Annotated in this window: 16 protein-coding genes; 8 read left to right on the top strand and 8 right to left on the bottom strand. The window is 41.4% G+C overall.

Annotation, left to right across the window (positions count from 1 at the left end; genetic code table 11):
* The first annotated feature begins 327 nt into the window (after window positions 1–327).
* Both PHAL_RS24245 and PHAL_RS0109380 read left to right on the top strand, forming a co-directional pair.
* Window positions 328–513 carry a hypothetical protein gene (locus tag PHAL_RS24245; protein ID WP_158217503.1) on the top strand — a complete coding sequence of 62 codons (186 nt, stop codon included), beginning with the start codon at window positions 328–330 and terminating at the stop codon, window positions 511–513.
* Complete coding sequence (locus PHAL_RS0109380; protein ID WP_138973939.1) at window positions 476–742, top strand: hypothetical protein; 267 nt, start codon at window positions 476–478, stop codon at window positions 740–742. The genes PHAL_RS24245 and PHAL_RS0109380 overlap by 38 nt, the downstream gene beginning before the upstream one ends.
* Window positions 743–793: 51 nt before the next feature.
* On the opposite strand, the gene PHAL_RS0109375 is transcribed toward PHAL_RS0109380, so the two are convergent.
* The 3 genes from PHAL_RS0109375 to PHAL_RS0109365 all read right to left on the bottom strand — a co-directional run bounded on the left by PHAL_RS0109375 (window position 794) and on the right by PHAL_RS0109365 (window position 5,411).
* Window positions 794–2,848 (bottom strand): TonB-dependent receptor family protein, encoded by a 2,055-nt coding sequence (locus PHAL_RS0109375; protein WP_016708142.1) that lies wholly within the window; start codon window positions 2,846–2,848, stop codon window positions 794–796.
* A 76-nt stretch (window positions 2,849–2,924) separates the two neighbouring features.
* Window positions 2,925–3,761 carry a rhombotarget lipoprotein gene (rhlP, locus tag PHAL_RS0109370; protein WP_016708141.1) on the bottom strand — a complete coding sequence of 279 codons (837 nt, stop codon included), beginning with the start codon at window positions 3,759–3,761 and terminating at the stop codon, window positions 2,925–2,927.
* Between the two features lie 69 nt (window positions 3,762–3,830).
* Window positions 3,831–5,411, bottom strand: coding sequence for an ATP-binding cassette domain-containing protein (locus tag PHAL_RS0109365; RefSeq protein ID WP_016708140.1), 1,581 nt, complete (start codon window positions 5,409–5,411; stop codon window positions 3,831–3,833).
* A gap of 365 nt (window positions 5,412–5,776) precedes the next feature.
* On the opposite strand from PHAL_RS0109365, the gene PHAL_RS0109360 reads away from it, so the two are divergent.
* Together PHAL_RS0109360 and PHAL_RS0109355 are read left to right on the top strand one after the other, a co-directional pair.
* Window positions 5,777–6,187 (top strand): hypothetical protein, encoded by a 411-nt coding sequence (locus PHAL_RS0109360; RefSeq protein WP_016708139.1) that lies wholly within the window; start codon window positions 5,777–5,779, stop codon window positions 6,185–6,187.
* Between the two features lie 75 nt (window positions 6,188–6,262).
* Window positions 6,263–6,598, top strand: coding sequence for a hypothetical protein (locus PHAL_RS0109355; protein WP_308700767.1), 336 nt, complete (start codon window positions 6,263–6,265; stop codon window positions 6,596–6,598).
* 39 nt (window positions 6,599–6,637) lie between these two features.
* Here PHAL_RS0109355 and PHAL_RS0109350 read toward each other — a convergent pair whose 3' ends face one another.
* Genes PHAL_RS0109350 through PHAL_RS24525 form a run of 3 tightly spaced genes read right to left on the bottom strand, consistent with a single transcriptional unit; the run spans window position 6,638 to window position 9,368 of the window.
* Window positions 6,638–8,545: a DUF7305 domain-containing protein gene (locus PHAL_RS0109350; protein WP_016708137.1), complete on the bottom strand. Its 1,908-nt coding sequence runs from the start codon at window positions 8,543–8,545 to the stop codon at window positions 6,638–6,640.
* Window positions 8,545–8,985, bottom strand: coding sequence for a GspH/FimT family pseudopilin (locus PHAL_RS0109345; RefSeq protein WP_016708136.1), 441 nt, complete (start codon window positions 8,983–8,985; stop codon window positions 8,545–8,547). The genes PHAL_RS0109350 and PHAL_RS0109345 overlap by 1 nt, the downstream gene beginning before the upstream one ends.
* Window positions 8,985–9,368: a type IV pilin protein gene (locus PHAL_RS24525; RefSeq protein ID WP_016708135.1), complete on the bottom strand. Its 384-nt coding sequence runs from the start codon at window positions 9,366–9,368 to the stop codon at window positions 8,985–8,987. Before PHAL_RS24525 ends, PHAL_RS0109345 begins: the two co-directional genes overlap by 1 nt.
* A gap of 229 nt (window positions 9,369–9,597) precedes the next feature.
* Here PHAL_RS24525 and PHAL_RS0109335 point away from each other — a divergent pair, with 229 nt between their 5' ends.
* The gene (locus PHAL_RS0109335) at window positions 9,598–10,680 is read left to right on the top strand and encodes an endonuclease/exonuclease/phosphatase family protein (protein ID WP_016708134.1); all 1,083 of its coding nucleotides are present in this window, start codon (window positions 9,598–9,600) and stop codon (window positions 10,678–10,680) included.
* 24 nt (window positions 10,681–10,704) lie between these two features.
* On the opposite strand, the gene PHAL_RS0109330 is transcribed toward PHAL_RS0109335, so the two are convergent.
* Entirely contained in the window at window positions 10,705–12,087 is a 1,383-nt protein-coding gene (locus PHAL_RS0109330) for an NAD-dependent succinate-semialdehyde dehydrogenase (protein WP_016708133.1), read from the bottom strand.
* A 193-nt stretch (window positions 12,088–12,280) separates the two neighbouring features.
* Here PHAL_RS0109330 and PHAL_RS0109325 point away from each other — a divergent pair, with 193 nt between their 5' ends.
* Window positions 12,281–13,318, top strand: coding sequence for an NAD(P)H-dependent flavin oxidoreductase (locus PHAL_RS0109325; RefSeq protein WP_016708132.1), 1,038 nt, complete (start codon window positions 12,281–12,283; stop codon window positions 13,316–13,318).
* 134 nt (window positions 13,319–13,452) lie between these two features.
* Here PHAL_RS0109325 and PHAL_RS0109320 read toward each other — a convergent pair whose 3' ends face one another.
* Window positions 13,453–13,968 carry an NUDIX hydrolase gene (locus PHAL_RS0109320; RefSeq protein ID WP_016708131.1) on the bottom strand — a complete coding sequence of 172 codons (516 nt, stop codon included), beginning with the start codon at window positions 13,966–13,968 and terminating at the stop codon, window positions 13,453–13,455.
* Window positions 13,969–14,121: 153 nt separating this feature from the next.
* On the opposite strand from PHAL_RS0109320, the gene PHAL_RS0109315 reads away from it, so the two are divergent.
* Complete coding sequence (locus PHAL_RS0109315; protein WP_016708130.1) at window positions 14,122–15,462, top strand: sigma-54-dependent transcriptional regulator; 1,341 nt, start codon at window positions 14,122–14,124, stop codon at window positions 15,460–15,462.
* Window positions 15,463–15,482: 20 nt separating this feature from the next.
* Window positions 15,483–15,692 (top strand): hypothetical protein, encoded by a 210-nt coding sequence (locus tag PHAL_RS0109310; RefSeq protein WP_016708129.1) that lies wholly within the window; start codon window positions 15,483–15,485, stop codon window positions 15,690–15,692.
* Window positions 15,693–15,703: the final 11 nt, after the last annotated feature.

The raw sequence follows: 15,703 nt of genomic DNA, 5'->3' as shown, positions 1-15,703 counted from the left end.
ACTACTCCTTAGTCTTTATTTTTGAATAACTTATTCTTAACAATTGGTGGTATCTATAGCTCATTAAAAAATAATTAACCCCACTTTTTAAAGTCATCCGTTTATAGCTGTAGTAATCCAAATTTGACTTTAAAAGGTGACTTATGAATAACGTTTTACACGATTATGGCAATAACAAAAGAGTCTTACGGTGTTAAGTATTGCCGTTTTAGTGGTTTAACTGGCTGCAAACAAGCATCACAAAGCTCAGTAAAAGAGTAAGCAGATGAAGTTGAAATAGCGCAAAGTAAAGCCCGCACTGAACAGATGTTAGTTACACAAGAGCAGATGCAAAAAAGGCAGCGACTACATGCTGTAGGTTACGAAGTAATGCCACAAGGGATAATGCACCCAAACGCCAGCACTAGCTTAATGCCGCCGATGCCTCGCCCAATTACAGATGATGCAAAGCGAAGCGCAAGAGCAAGCTCAAACAATGCAATTAAAACAAAACCAACAGCGCCAACGCAGTGAAGAAATGGCTGGTAGGCAATTTGCAGTACCAAGCATGGCAGCGAAAAGTACGTTGTTACTAGAGCTTGAAATCGTCACCGCAGAGGTAGCAAATAAATTTAAGCGCATAGATACACTCATTGCAGAGGGAAATACAGTAGCCGCTAAAGCACAGTTGGTTGAATTGTTAGCAGCGCACCCCGAACTTAAGGTGCACTTAACTGAGCAATATAAACAGCTATTTCAGTAAAATGTAATCGACTTATGTTCGCTATTTGGCGAACCTACTTAAGCGTGGTTGCTACCAAGCGTAACTTGCTGAGAACATTATATTACGTGGTCGCCCTGGAAAATAACGGTCGCCGGTAAAGCTAGTGTAGTCGGCGCGCTCGGCATAAGCAGCATCGGTTAGGTTGTTAATTTGCGCGGTTAGCTTTAGCTGCTCTGTTAGCTGCCAAGCCCCACGTAAATTAATTAGATCATGACCGTCGTAGCTGTGCAGGTTTTCAGGATCGGTAAAGTAATCACTGACATGATGCCACTCAATGGCAACTAAGGTGTTATTAGTAACTTGCCAGTTAGCTTGGAAGTTGGCGATATTACGCGGTGCAGTGTCTATATCGTTGCCGTTAATGTTTATACCAGATAAAACTTGGTCATAGTCGTAGGTGTGCTCGGCATGGCTTGCAGCAAAAGCGAGTTGGAGTGATTCAGTAAGCTGATAATCCAGCTCCAGTTCAATACCGCGGTGCTGAGTTTGCCCGTCATTAATGGTAAAAAAGTCACTGTCACGAAAAATGACATTCTCTTTATTCATTGCGTACGCTGAGAAAACATAATGTAATTGTTGGTATTGCCCTTTAAAACCGAACTCTAGATTGTCTGCGGTTTCAGATTCAAGGTCAGCAACTTGTTGTGCGCGCTCTAATTGATAAAGCTCAGCGGCTTGTGGGGCACGGTAACCACGCGATAAGTTTGCGTATAGATAATGATCTGCACTTAATTGGTAACTAAGGCCTAATTTAGGAGATGTATTAGTAAAGGTGTTCTCGCTACTTGGCGGGCGCGAGTAACGGCAACCACCAAACCCGCATTCGTTACCATTCTCGTCTGTACGCCCTGCGAGCATGTTATTAGTGTAGTCGTAATTAAGTTGCTCAAAGCGTGCACCTAAGCTGATAGCAAGTTGTTGCCATTGCCAATCGAGGCTGATAAAAGGCGCCAGTAACGTGCTGGTCACATCGTAATCGTAATGCTTACCTTGTGGCACTGTAGCGACTAAAAATGCTGAACCTTGAGTTGGCTCATCTTGATATTGCAAAAAATCTGCACGGGTGTATTCGCTATCTAATCCTACACTAAGAGCAAACTCGCTTGAATATTGATGCTGCCAAAGTGATTGCACACCAACGCCATTTTGGCTGTTTTTTTCAAGAGGAGTGCCTGGTAAAAAGTGTTTAAAAAAAGTCATACTCTGGCTGCGTAGATACGGTGTGATGGTGAACGTATCTTTTGCGGTTTGCCACTGCACTTTTGACCAAAGCCGAAAAGAACGGGCTTTTCTAAATGCATCAGGATCAAAATTCTGCTGGGCTATTTCATTATCTTTATAGCTTTCAAAGCCTTCGATAAACCCTGCTGTTTGCTGATCTAAATGGGTGTAAGTTAGCCCTGTAGTAATAGCGAGATCATCATGTGTATAGCGATGGCGTAAATTGAGTTTTTCTTGGTCAACGCTTTCATCATCACGGTAGCCAGTATCGCGAGTGACACTGGCATTAATACCAATCCCTTGATTGCCCAAGTCTTTTCCACTGCGTAATTTAAATCGGCTGTAGCCGTATGAGCCTAAATCAACACCAAGTAAACTTTCATCAAAAGTGGTATCAGGGGTGATCACATTAATAACCCCGTGCACGGCATTGGAGCCGTATAGGGCAGAGCCTGGGCCTTTTAACACCTCAACACGCTGGGCCATTTCTGTATGCGCTTCAAATAACTCATTGATATTACAAAAACCAGCCGCACGTAGAGGAATGCCGTCTTCTGCTGTTAAAATACCACCGCAAGCCCCAGCGCCTGAAAGCACCGGCGATCGCAGTGCTGGTAAATATTCTTGGCCATTACCGTGTTGGATATTTGCCCCAGCAACTTGTTTTAAGACTTGTTCAATATGGGTTGGGGCAATTAGCTCCAATTGTGCATTAGTGATACTGCTAATTACCAATGGTAGAGGGTCAGCGTTTACTTCTGAACGAGATGCAGTAGTCGTAATACGTTCTATATCGTTTTGCGCGGCGAAAGCGTTAAATGCAGTAGGTGTGAGCAGCGCCAGGCATAATATTCGTGAAAGCATGAAAGCCCTTTATCTAAGCTATTTCAAAAGGGCAGGATATAACCTTTTTTAGGAATTCTAAAGCGTTAGCTTAAAATTAAGCAGAGCGTAGTTTCGCTTTTTGCTGGTTTTGTTTTAAGATTAACACGACCGCTAAAAGCATCAGCAAGCCAAATAAGCTACCACCACTGCTACCGTCTTTATGATTTACATTGGCTATTTTGTCTTCTTTAACCCGGGTTTTAAATGAGCCAAGCTCTGCATCTAAGTTTGTGATCATGTCATCAACAGCTAAGCTAAAGCTGTTTTGTGACTTTTCGTTTAAGGTGTCGTCAATACCGATGGCTGTACTACGTTGCTCTACTTTGTTAATCCCTGGCGCTCGAAACAGCATTTTTTTACTTCGCACATCAAAAACAGCAGTATCAACAAAAGTCTGTACGGTATTTTCGTTGCCAGGAATAACGTATAAACCAACTATTGTTAAGTATAAGAATGCGGCATTATTTTCGAGTGTTTGTGCAACTTGGTCATAAGATACCAGTGCCATAATATCAACATCATACAATCTAGATACTTGCTCAAGGGTAGTAAATCCTTGGCCTCCTTTTAAATAACTGCTTGGGATAACCTCGATACGGTCAATATAGTCGTATTGCATAAACTGTTTTTTTACTTTCTCAAGCAAGGCTATTTCGTCGTTACTGCGAATGCCTGAGTCATATTGATTCGGAATAAACGCAATACCGACAGTGGCAGGTAAATTGAGCGTAGGCACGCTTGGTTGATGGGCTTGACGGCTTTGCTCATCTGGGTATAAAAAATCCACAAGACTACTTGAGCGCGTTTTTTGATTGGCATTTTGGCTGAGCATAGTGCTACAGCCAGCTAATGCAGTAATTATTATCACCAAAACTAATTGCAGAGTTTTCATATTATTCCTTTTTATAATTAAGTGATCCGACGAGTTTGAACCTTAATCAAGGAAAAAGTTCTCTCGCCGTTACTTTAAGGTAATTTGGGCTGTTAAACTAGATTGTTGAACAAATGTTTCATCGTGACTTACTAATATAAAACTGCCAGTAAAATTAGCGAGGTTTTTCGCAAGATGTTGCTTGTTCGCTAAGTCCAAATGATTATCGGGCTCATCGAGTAATAGTAAATAGTTCGCGGCATTTTGCGCAGCAATAAGCATGGCTAATTGCATTTTCTCTCCGCCGCTGAGCTGGTGTATTTGCCGATATATATCATCGCCCTTAAAGCCAATATTCGCCAGTAAATGTCGAATTGTTTGCGGCTTAAGCTCGCAGTGTAGCTCTAGCGCCTTTTCTAAGTTGTCAGTAGCGGTTAAAAAAGAGCAATGTTGGTCAATATAAAGCACCTTACTGTTTAATTGAATTGCCGCTGATAGGCATGACTTTGTGGATTCACTAATCATCCTTAGAAGCGTTGATTTACCTGAGCCATTTGGCCCTGCAATACGTAATTTATCGCCACTGTTAATTTGTAAGGTCACAGGATTTTTACTGCAACCATAGGGTAAGCAAAGCTTATCAATAAACAGTAAGCGTTTATTGCTGGAGGGTTGGCTGAATTTTAACTTTCGTTCAATATTATCTGGCAGGTGCTGTTTCAGGGTTTGTTGCTTTTTGGCTAAAGAATCTAACTTAGCTGAGGCTAAACGTTCGCTAGCGCCTTTGCTAGCTTGGGCGCTGTTTTTCTTAAAATCTAGCATGACTTTAGGTTGACTTGCTGTGCTGCGATTTTTATTACCTTGTGCCGCCCGTTGCTGAGCTTTTTCGCGGTTTTGTTGCATCTGGAGTTGCTGCTTTTTTTGCTCCTTTTCTAGGTGATTAATTCTTTTGGCTAGGGCATTTTGTTGCAACGCTTTTTGCTCACTGTAATGCTGGTAATTACCGGTTTCGTAAGTCGCACCTTGGTTGTTTAGCTCAATGATTGCATTGCATTGGTTGAGTAGTTCGCGGTCGTGGCTAACAACAATAATATGCCCTTGAAATGCGTGTAGCTGTGCTATTAACCACTGCTTTGCAGCATGATCTAAATGATTTGTGGGCTCATCTAGAATCAGCAAATCAGGCGCTGCTTGCAAAGCGCAATAAAGTGTTAAGCGCCGTTGCTGACCGCCACTTAAACTTCCCACGCGTTGAGTCAATGGTGCATCAATAGCCAAGGTTAATAGTTGTTGTTGATAGTATTGCGCGCAAAGCCAATCATCGTTTACAAGATTAAAATCAGTCTCAAGACAACTACCTTGCTCTATGCGCGCAAGTGCCGCGAGTTTTCGTTCAATTCCGAGCTGGTGGGCTATAGAACCTGACGTTTCTTCAAGGTGTTGTGCAGTTAGTTGTTGTTGCGAAACGAGTAAAACAGAGCCGTTAAATTCAACATTGCCAGTGGTGGCTGCAAGTTGTTTTGCGAGTATTTGTGCCAGCAACGATTTACCTGTGCCGTTGGCACCGATAATTGCAGTGAGTTTTTCACTGACAGCAAAATTAAGTTGTTTAAATTGTACATGGCCATCAGCGTGTTGATAGCTTAAATTATGAATGTGTAATGACTGCATAATGCCTCTGGAGTGTGCAGGGCATGGCGCGCAAAGAATAATATTATATTGTGATAGGTCGAAATATGACGAATTTTGCGCCCACTAACCCTGTAAATTCAAAAAATAAAACGAATTTCAACAGGTGTTAGTTATTCATTAATGCGCAAACTCCAATAAGATAAGAGATGATATTTTAAGCAGTTCAAAGGGGACTGTCACGCTTTTATTTCTTTATATTTAGCCGATGGTTTTATTGTTGCAGTCTAAATGGAATGATTATGTGAGTGCTTACTGTCTTTACAATATTTACATTATGGTTAACTTACGATTAAGGCTGATTTGTTAGGCTTTAGTTATTCACACAGATTATTTTGGACGTAACTATGAACAACTTAACGCCATTGTCTTTGGCTTTACTAGGCTTGAGTTTATTACCCTTTGCTGCAAGTGCTAAGCACGAGCGTGAACATGACCGTTATGAACATCGTCATGAGCATAAAAAACACAGTAAGAAACATCATAAAAAATATTATAAAACGCACCATAAATCAGCATATTATAAAAAGCTGCCGCCGGGTTTATATAAAAAAGTAGGCTACGGACATGGTTTGCCGCCGGGGTGGTACAAAAAGTACCGCCGTGGTGATCGCCTTGAACGAGATATTTACCGCCATGGGCGAGTTATAGAGCGTCATGAGCGCAAAGGTTTAGTTTTATTGGAAGTTGATGATCAACTTATCCATTTAGTTCACGATACCCGAGAGATCCTTTCGATTGTGACTCGTCATCATTAAACATTGATAGGGTAGTTAACTTCATGGTGAATTTATGAACTATTGCTACTCTTTAAGCAATTAGATAAGGAGTAAATGATGAAAACACTAACATCAATTGCTTTGCTAGGGTTAGTACTTTGCAGCAGTGTAGTATTTGCAAAAAATGATAACCATGACAAAGATAAAAATAAAGGCAAAGTGAGCTTACCGCCTGGGCTGCAAAAGAAAGTGGATAATGGCGGGCAATTACCACCGGGTTGGCAAAAAAAATACCATAAAGGCGATAGATTAGATGATGACATTTATCGTCATGGTCGAGTTATCAAACCGATAGACCGTGATGGTCGTATTACCATTGAAATCGACGATACCATCATTCATTTGGTGCATGATACACGGGAGATTTTATCAATTTTGAGCCGGTATTAAGTGCCATGTTGGAAGAGGGGATTTAGAGTTAACTATTTGCTATTCTTTATTTTCCTCTACCGCATAGCGCCAGCCTTTAAATACCAAGTGGCTGCTTGAGCTTGAAGTACTGCCACCACCTGCGCTTACATCAGCAAGTGCGGTATCGTAGTGGATGCCGCCAGCACCAGATACATTAACCGTATTACCTAGCACAGAGCCCTTAAAGCCAACCGAAGAAGTTATTTCAACATGGCTTAATGGTGCGTATATAACTGCGTAAGCTTGCTCAGTGCCGCCTGAAAAGCTAACACCAGTGTCATTGCCCGAATAGTTACTGTATATGCTAAATACCGGTTTCCCTAGTGCCGTAATGCCATTTGTCGGAGTATAGACTTGGGTACCAGCACCAATATTAAACTTGCCTAGAACTATAATCGTTAAACTACTTTGCTCAGGGATTGTCAGTGAGCTGGCACCACTCATGGTAAAGTCACCTTGTACAAATAAGGTGGCGTGGTGGTTTTCTTTTACAGATAAATGACCTTTGATACTGATATTATCAAAATACATAATATCCGTTGGCTTATCTAAAAAACGCGTTGATTTTGCTGTTATATCACTATCAGGTGTACTTGCATTATCAACTAGAAACTCTGCTTTACTGGTGAAAAGTTGCAGGTGATCACCTTTGCCAGAGCCACTAATGAACAAATCTTGGTAATTATTTAATGGATCATCTAAGTCATTAATCGCGTTGTTGATACCCAGAGGGTCGCAACTTGTAGTGCCGCTAGCAGCTCCATTTTCAGTAAAGTCTATTTTCTTCACTGGTGAAATAGTATCAATTACCAGTGGTGGTGAAGCTTTATATGGGGCGAGGTAATACTCTGGTGTATCGCCTGTAAAACTACCATTACCAAGATAACGTAAATCATCACTGCTGATAGTACTGCCCCATTGGGTAAGTGCGACATTGCCTAAGACTTTTACTCCACCACTGACTGTCCCCCCTTTTTGGCTGTAATTACCGTGACTTTGCACTCCTCCTAAAATAGTCGGTTGGTTAAGCGTGGTATCGCCTTGGCTAAGAACTTTTCCATCAATTGTGTTACCTGTAATTGCAATGTTAGCGCCCGAAGTAATATTACCTGCGACATAGGTTTGTTTTAGGGAAATATCACCATTTGCTTGAATGTTGCCACCGACGCTGCCACTTTGTTGGCTGTAATAGAGATACGCGGTTACATTGCCACCAATTTTGCTATTGCTTGGTAAGCTTAAATAGCCATTTGAATGCACGTTACCACTGATATCTGCAGAGCCAGTAAGTTTGATGCTGTTGGATGCAATCACATCACCAAAAATTTTCCCATTACCTGATAAAACAATGGTGCTATCGCCATCTAAAGTTTGTACAAAAGCTTGTTCGCTGTAATTTTGGCTACCGTCACTTAGAGTGGCGTTGTAATCGCCGAGCGAAGAATCATAACTGTCAATTTTCCCGCTACCACTTAAACTTATACCTGAACACCCGGTGATCCCCGGTGAGAATGGTGAACTGCCAGTACTGCCGGGTGTTTGTACAAATTCAAAAATTGCTTCTAAATTAGCTTCGCCTTCAAAGCGATTACCCGTGCTAGAAATCACTAATTCGCCATCGTTATTCACGGTTAAATTGGCATTAAAAGCGGTTGCATCCAGTGTACCACTACCATTGATAGACGCATTTTGATTGACTAAATCAGCTAAGTTTTGTGTTGGATCATTGAGTAGTTGTTGGTTGAGTTGCTGCATACTGGCGTATACACCTTTTTCAGCCATTAAACGGGCATTAAGCTGCTTTTGATAATTCCCGCTGAGGCGCTCTTGAATAATAGTGTCACGTAGTGAGCTTAATACTACTAAAGTTGCCATTGAGGTGAGTATTAATACTGTTATTAGGGTAAAGCCTTTTGAGTTTCTCATTAAGCACAACCTTGCGGTTGTTCGCTAAGCCAGCTTTGTCCACTTGGGAAAATACACAATTGCATATCAATGGTACTGCTATCCTGATCCGTTACTGTGATTTGATAAGCTTGGTTGAGCTCTCCTGTTGCAGAGACACTTAAAGTCGGCAAATCGATAGTAATGCTCGCATGCTGAATCGTAAATTCTTGCAAGATGGTCGTTACGCCATCGACATCAGTCTTTGCCTGCCAGTGTTCGGGTTTTGCTTGTAATATCACCGTTTGGTTACGCTTAATAGCTTCACTGCGTGAGTATTTATAGACACTCTGTAATTGATTCGCATGGGTGACAAGACGGTCATGTTTGATAAACGCCATATAATTGGGCGCTGCAAGTACAGCCATAATACTGACAATAGCCACCACTATCATTAATTCCAGTAAAGTAAAACCACGCATTAGCCATTCCAACAGTTATCAGTTTGAGCTGTTTGCTGGCCACTGTGATTAATCATTAAAGTACCGCAACTATCAGCCGTTTGTGCCCCTTTAGGTACAGCTTCTAGTACAAAAGTTATATTATCTGATTTGTAATTAAATTCATAGTATTCAGTATCTTGTGTGGCAAATTCGTTAGGGTAACGACCGTTTCTACTATAGTGACGTTCTAGGCTGGCACTGCCTTGGAGCATGATTTGTTGGATATTAGCACGGCGACTTTTAAGCATATGCTCAGTGTAGTTTGGCATCGCGATGCGATATAAAATGCCTAAAATAGCGATAACTATCATCAGTTCGACTAAAGTAAAGCCATGTTGTAGAAAGTAGCGATGATTGCGCATTGTGGAAGGCACCTAAAAAGTACGGAACAAAGCGGTTCCGTAGCGAGTTTATAAATCCTTTTTAGATGCGCAAATTTTACACTGCTTTGCACATTTTTAGAACGCTCAATATGCAATCAGGTACGATGAGTTTGTAATTTAATGATTACATATGTATTTTTTCTGTTTTTCATTACTGATTCATACGTAACTGTTATGCTAGCTGTATAAAAAATAAAAGGAATGAAGAGTGCTTATTTTACTTGCCATTATTTCGACCATCTTACTTATCGCCAGCGTGTTGCCACTTTCTTATAGCCAGCATTATATGGTTCGAGGCGGCGACTTTATTCGTTTACAAGTATGTTATGGTGCGCTTATTAATTTATTGCTAATCGCCAGTTATGCTGTTTTAGTGATGAGTTCACCACTACTTATTGTTCTGGTAATTGCAAACGTGCTGGTGCTAATACTGCAAGGCTATTGGATTTATCCTTATTGCTGGTTTGCTCGTCATGAAGTAAAAAATAGTCACTCTCATACTCCCCATAGTATTCGTATTATGAGTGCGAATGTGTTGATGTCTAATCATAACAGTGAGGCATTGATCAGCTTAGTAAAACAGCATCAGCCGGATTTATTGGTCACACTCGAAACTGATACTTGGTGGCAAAATCAGCTCGCAGCGCTGCATAATGATTACCCGTATCGTATAGCGTGCCCGAAAGATAATCGCTATGGCATGCATGTGTTTAGTAAGTATAAAATAATCCAATCACAGGTATGTGAACTTGTTTCAGACGATATTCCGTCTATTCATATATTGTTTGAAAATGCTGATGGCTTGCAAATGCAAGGACATTTTATTCATCCTGAGCCGCCAAGTCCGACAGAAAAAGACACTTCGCGAACGCGAGATAGCGAGCTTATTATGGTTGCCAAAGCCGTTAAAGATCCTATTCGGCCAGTTATCGTTGCGGGGGATCTCAATGATGTTGCATGGTCACGTACCACACAATTATTTATGAAACTGAGTGGTTTTTTAGACCCTCGTAAGGGGAGGGGATTTTTCAATACTTTTCATGCAGATTACTTTTTTATGCGTTGGCCATTGGATCACTTATTCCACAGTCCCGGGTTTACGGTTAAACGCATCAAGCGCCTAGCTAAATATGGTTCTGATCATTTTGCTTTGTTAACTGAGTTAGTATATGAAGATGCTGAGCAGCAATCATTGTTAAAAAAAGATGAGGATACGGCTGAAATAGCGGAGCAGTTAAAAATGAATCGGGTTGATAAGCGTCAAGTACCAACCTTTAAAAAGGGCCAATAAAGGCCCTTTTTACAAAGCCACTGCTTAGCTATTATCAGCGATCATTATGGTTTTGATATTCACGAATTCACGGATACCAAAACCGCCATGCTCGCGGCCATAACCGCTGTCTTTAACGCCACCAAAAGGTAAGTTGGGCTGAGCAAGACCGTAACCATTGATATTGACCATCCCGGTATCAAAGTATTTTTTCGCCAGCTCAACAGCTTGTTTTTCATCTTTAGAGAAAATACCGCCACCTAAACCATAGCGGGAGTCGTTGGCAATGCGCATCGCATCCTCGTTATCTTTTGCTTTGATCAGTGAAGCAACAGGACCAAATAGCTCATCATCATAAGCAGGCATGCCAGGTGATAAATTTTCAATTAAGGTAGCGGGATAGTAAAAACCTGTTTGCGTGGGGATTTCGCCACCGAGAACAACTTTAGCACCAGCTTTAATAGATTTTTGTACCTGATCGTGTAGCTTATCTCTTAAGTCTTCACGTGCCATTGGCCCAAGGTCGGTATTTTCATCCATTGGATCACCAAGTTTTAGGCCCTTAAATTGTTCAATAATACCGGCTTTAAATTCATCATATAAAGAATCAACGACGACGAAGCGTTTTGCTGAAACGCATGTTTGACCGTTATTGATCATCCTACCTTGCACACAAGTTTTAATTGCCAATTCTAAATCAGCATCATCAAGCACTAAGTAAGCATCGTTACTACCCAGCTCTAAAACGGTCTTTTTCACCTGTTTACCTGCTTGTTCGGCCACTTTTTTACCCGTACCGTCACTGCCAGTAAAGGTTATCCCACGAATTGCTGGGTGGCTGATCAGCTCACTGGCTGTTTTGCCATCAATGAGTAAATTTTTAAATACATGGCTTGGGAAACCGGCATCAGCAAACATCTGCTCTATTTTCTCAGCCATACCAAACACATTACCCGCGTGTTTAAGTACGGCGGTATTACCAGCCATAATGTTAGTCACGGCATAACGTACAACTTGGTAAAGCGGAAAATTCCAAGGCTGAATACCGAGTAAAACCCCAATCGGTTGGTAAGAAATGATGGCGCGGCCCGTTTCCATTGAGCGTTGCTCATCCGCTAATTGTGCAGGCCCATTTTCAGCAGTATAACGGCAGATAGCGGCGCAAAGTTCAACTTCCTGAAAGCCTTGTGAGTAAACCTTGCCCATTTCTGCGGTCATTAATTTAGCTATGCTCTGTTTATTTTCCTCAAATATCACGGCTAACTGATTTAAATGTTTAGCCCGCTCAGTAAACGAGGTCATACGCCACTGTAAAAATGCCTCGTGACTTTTATCTATCTCATTTTTTGCTTGTGCTAGGTCGAGCAAGGTATAGTCTGCAATAGTTTGCTCAGTAGCAGGATTAATCGTAGTTACTGTGTTAGTCATCATTTATCTCCTTACAATTTGTATTGAGTAAGCAGTGTGCAAAGCTAACACCAACTCTGCGGTAAATGATTTCACAGTTTTAAGTTGTTGCTATAAAACAATTTTTGTTTTTTGAAATTGTTTTTATTATTCAGTTATTATTTTTGTATCGGTAAAAAGTGCAGGTGGCTGAAAAAGTTACAAGGAGAAAGTTATGGCGTTATCTTTATTTAATACTCAACAACCACTCATTCAAGCGCCAATGGCAGGGGTGCAAGATTTTCGTTTAGCGGCGGCAGTGAGTAACGCTGGTGGCTTAGGGTCATTACCCTGTGCCATGCTCTCTAAAGAGCAATTGTTGAGTGAGCTCACCGCTTTGACCCAAGCAACTAATAAACTTTATAACCTTAACTTTTTTTGCCATACACCGGCCTGCTACACACAACCGCAAAAACAACAGTGGCATCAATTGCTTGCGCCCTATTTTATTGAGCTGGGTATAGATGATTCAAGCTTAGGTATGACGGCATCACGTCAGCCAATTGATGCAGACACTGTCGCGCTGATTGCGCCTTTTAAACCGCCAGTAGTGAGCTTTCATTTTGGTTTACCAGCTGCAGCAATTGTGCAACAAATTAAAAGTTGGGGTGGCAAAGTTATTTCCACAGCAACAACAGTGGATGAAGCTAAGTGGCTAGAAGCTAATGGGGCCGATGCTGTTATAGCACAAGGTTTAGAAGCAGGCGGCCACAGAGGGCACTTTTTATCAATGGACTTAAGTTTACAGCAGCCAACGACTAAGCTGGTTGAGCAATGTGTGCGGGAGCTAAATATAGCTGTAATTGCTGCCGGTGGTATTGCAACCGTTGAGGATGTCAAACAAATGCACTCACTTGGTGCGGCTTTGGTACAAGTTGGCAGTGCATATTTGTTGTGCCAAGAGGCAACAACATCAGCGCTGCACCGCGCCGCTATTTTGCAGCAGCCAGTGAATAGCACTGCACTGACAACGATTTTTTCAGGGCGCGCTGCGCGTGGAATTGAAAACCGTATTATGCGCGAGCTTGGCACTATGCCACAGCAAGCTCCTGCATTTCCATTTGCCAGTATTGCGCTAAGTGCATTGCGCGCTAAATCTGAAGCACAAGGTAAAAGTGATTTTTCGCCGTTATGGTGTGGGCAAAAATATATTGTTAGAGATGCGTTGAGCGCTGCTGAAATTACTAAGCTGTTAGCACCAGACAATGCATAATTTAGCGATGTGACCATTAGGTGATCGTTATTATTAATTCGTCATAGCGCCTTAACTTAAATTAAGGCGCCACTGGCTAGGTTAAATTAGACTGCTGTTTTTCAGGGGGCGGTATGTTTTTAATTTCGCAGTGCTTACTTAAGTTGTTCGGCTATTTGTTTTAATAAGTAGGTTTCACGAATGATCGACAGCCCTTGCTTATCACTGTTTGCCAGCGTGCGCTCATTATGGGCAATGGCATCATAAATATTGACCCACTTTGCGGTCATGCCATTTTGTTGCTCATAATGTTCTAATTGAGCTTGGCCTAATTTTTCATCAATGCTGCAATAATAGCAGTAAGATTTTATATGGATCACAGCACAATCATCTTTATACCAAGGGCGATATTCTTCATAAAGGCCAAACTCGTTAAGTATTTTTATATTCTGTGCGCCGGTTTCTTCTTGTAGTTCGCGAATGAGTCCTTGTTCTATACTTTCACCTTCATCTATCCCCCCGCCAGGGAGGCTGTAATCTTCATAACGGGCGGTGTACATTAATAAAATGTCAGTTCCATTTAGGGCTATTGCCCGCCCCGTTAAGCGAGTAAACTGGCGAGGGTCATTGGCATTAACACTGGGGTGAATAGCAGTCTTAAGTAAGCGCATAGCTTTCCTAACTGTAAAATATTTTCAAGAATTATAACGCAAAAGTGATCAATAAAATTTTTTCGTACGTAAACTGTGGGTTAAGAATCAATCCTATAGCATAAAAGGATTAATGTGTTAGGCTCAGTAATAATAAAAGCATAGGGATTTTTCATGTTAAACATACTTTTAGTTGATGATGACAATGAGTTTAGTGAGGTTGTTTGTCATATTGTTGAGTTTTTAGGGCATAACATCAACACCGCGGCAAATTTAGCCGAAGCAGAGCAATGGTTTGTTAATAATCACTTTGACCACGTTTTCCTTGATTTTATGCTGCCAGACGGCAGCGGCTTACATTTAGTTGAGCACCTTAAGAGTATAGGTCAAAAACCTAAAATAACGCTTATTTCAGGCCACCCTTCAGTAAAAGGTAAATTGGCTGAGATGTGTGAGCCAAATGTTGGCCATTTAGTTAAACCTTTACAACGTGAAGATATTGAACGCGTTTTAAATCCTAAAAAAGTAGCCGTTAAGAAAAAAACAACGCCGAGTATTAAAAAACATTTTGGTACCTTGATCGGTGAGTCACCGCAAATGCAGCGGCTCTACACTATGATTGAGCGAGTCGCAAACACCAGCGCTAACGTGATGTTAATGGGTGAAAGTGGTGCTGGTAAAGAAGTTGTGGCACAGGCGATTCATAACGCCAGTGCCTGTAGTGGCCCATTAGTGGCAACTAACTGCGGCGCACTTTCAAAAGAGCTAATAGGCAGTGAGTTGTTCGGCCATGAAAAAGGTGCATTTACAGGCGCAATTGCCCGCAAAGACGGCGTATTTGAACAAGCTATGGGCGGTACGTTGTTTTTAGATGAAGTAACCGAAATGCCTATAGATATGCAGCCGAATTTACTGCGTGTGCTGGAAACTAAAAAAGTCACTCGAGTAGGTGGTAGTAAAGAAAGCGCAGTTGATTGTCGAGTTATTTCTGCGACTAACCGTTCGCTGGAAGACTTGGCGCAAAATAATATTATCCGTGAAGACATTTACTTTCGTTTAGCGGTATTTCCTATTGATATTCCGCCACTTCGAGACCGAAAAGAAGACATCAGTCTACTCGCTAGCGCATTTTTAGAGCAGTTAAATGATGAAAACAATACTGATTTTCAGTGGCAAGCCAGCCAGTTAAAATTGCTTGAAAGCTATGATTGGCCGGGAAATGTGCGAGAGCTGCGCCACGCGATTCATCGTGCTTTTATTATGAGCGATCCAAAAGGTAAGGCTATTACCCTGCCAGATAACTTAGAGTCGCCATTTTCTCGAATTAATAAGCGTACCCAAGTCAACCAAGTCAGTGCTGGACAAACGATTGAAGAAGTTGAAAAAGAGTTGATCCATGCCACGTTAGATAAAGTACAAGGCAATAAAACTCTGGCGGCACAAATGCTGGGGATCAGTACAAAAACGTTATATAACCGCTTAAATGCATACGGTGGCATAGGCGAATATAGTTAGATAATTTCGGCAGGAGAAACATGAGTAATAACGAACCGTTAAATAAACTCGTTCATGATGCGCGAGCACCACTTAACCGTATCTCAATGAATGCAGAATTAATTAAATTGGTAATTGAAAACGATATGCCTAAAGATAAAGCGTTAGCGGCATTAGATAAAATAATTAGTAATTGCCAGCAGTGCAGTGACAGCTTGCAAAAAATAGCGGACTCAGATGTCACTGAATAAACAGTTTTTAA

Source organism: Pseudoalteromonas haloplanktis ATCC 14393, from assembly GCF_000238355.1.
In the GTDB taxonomy this organism is placed as follows: Bacteria; Pseudomonadota; Gammaproteobacteria; order Enterobacterales; family Alteromonadaceae; genus Pseudoalteromonas; species Pseudoalteromonas haloplanktis.
The sequence above is the reverse complement of the archived record's forward strand: the minus strand, read 5'-3'. Positions and strand labels throughout refer to the sequence as shown.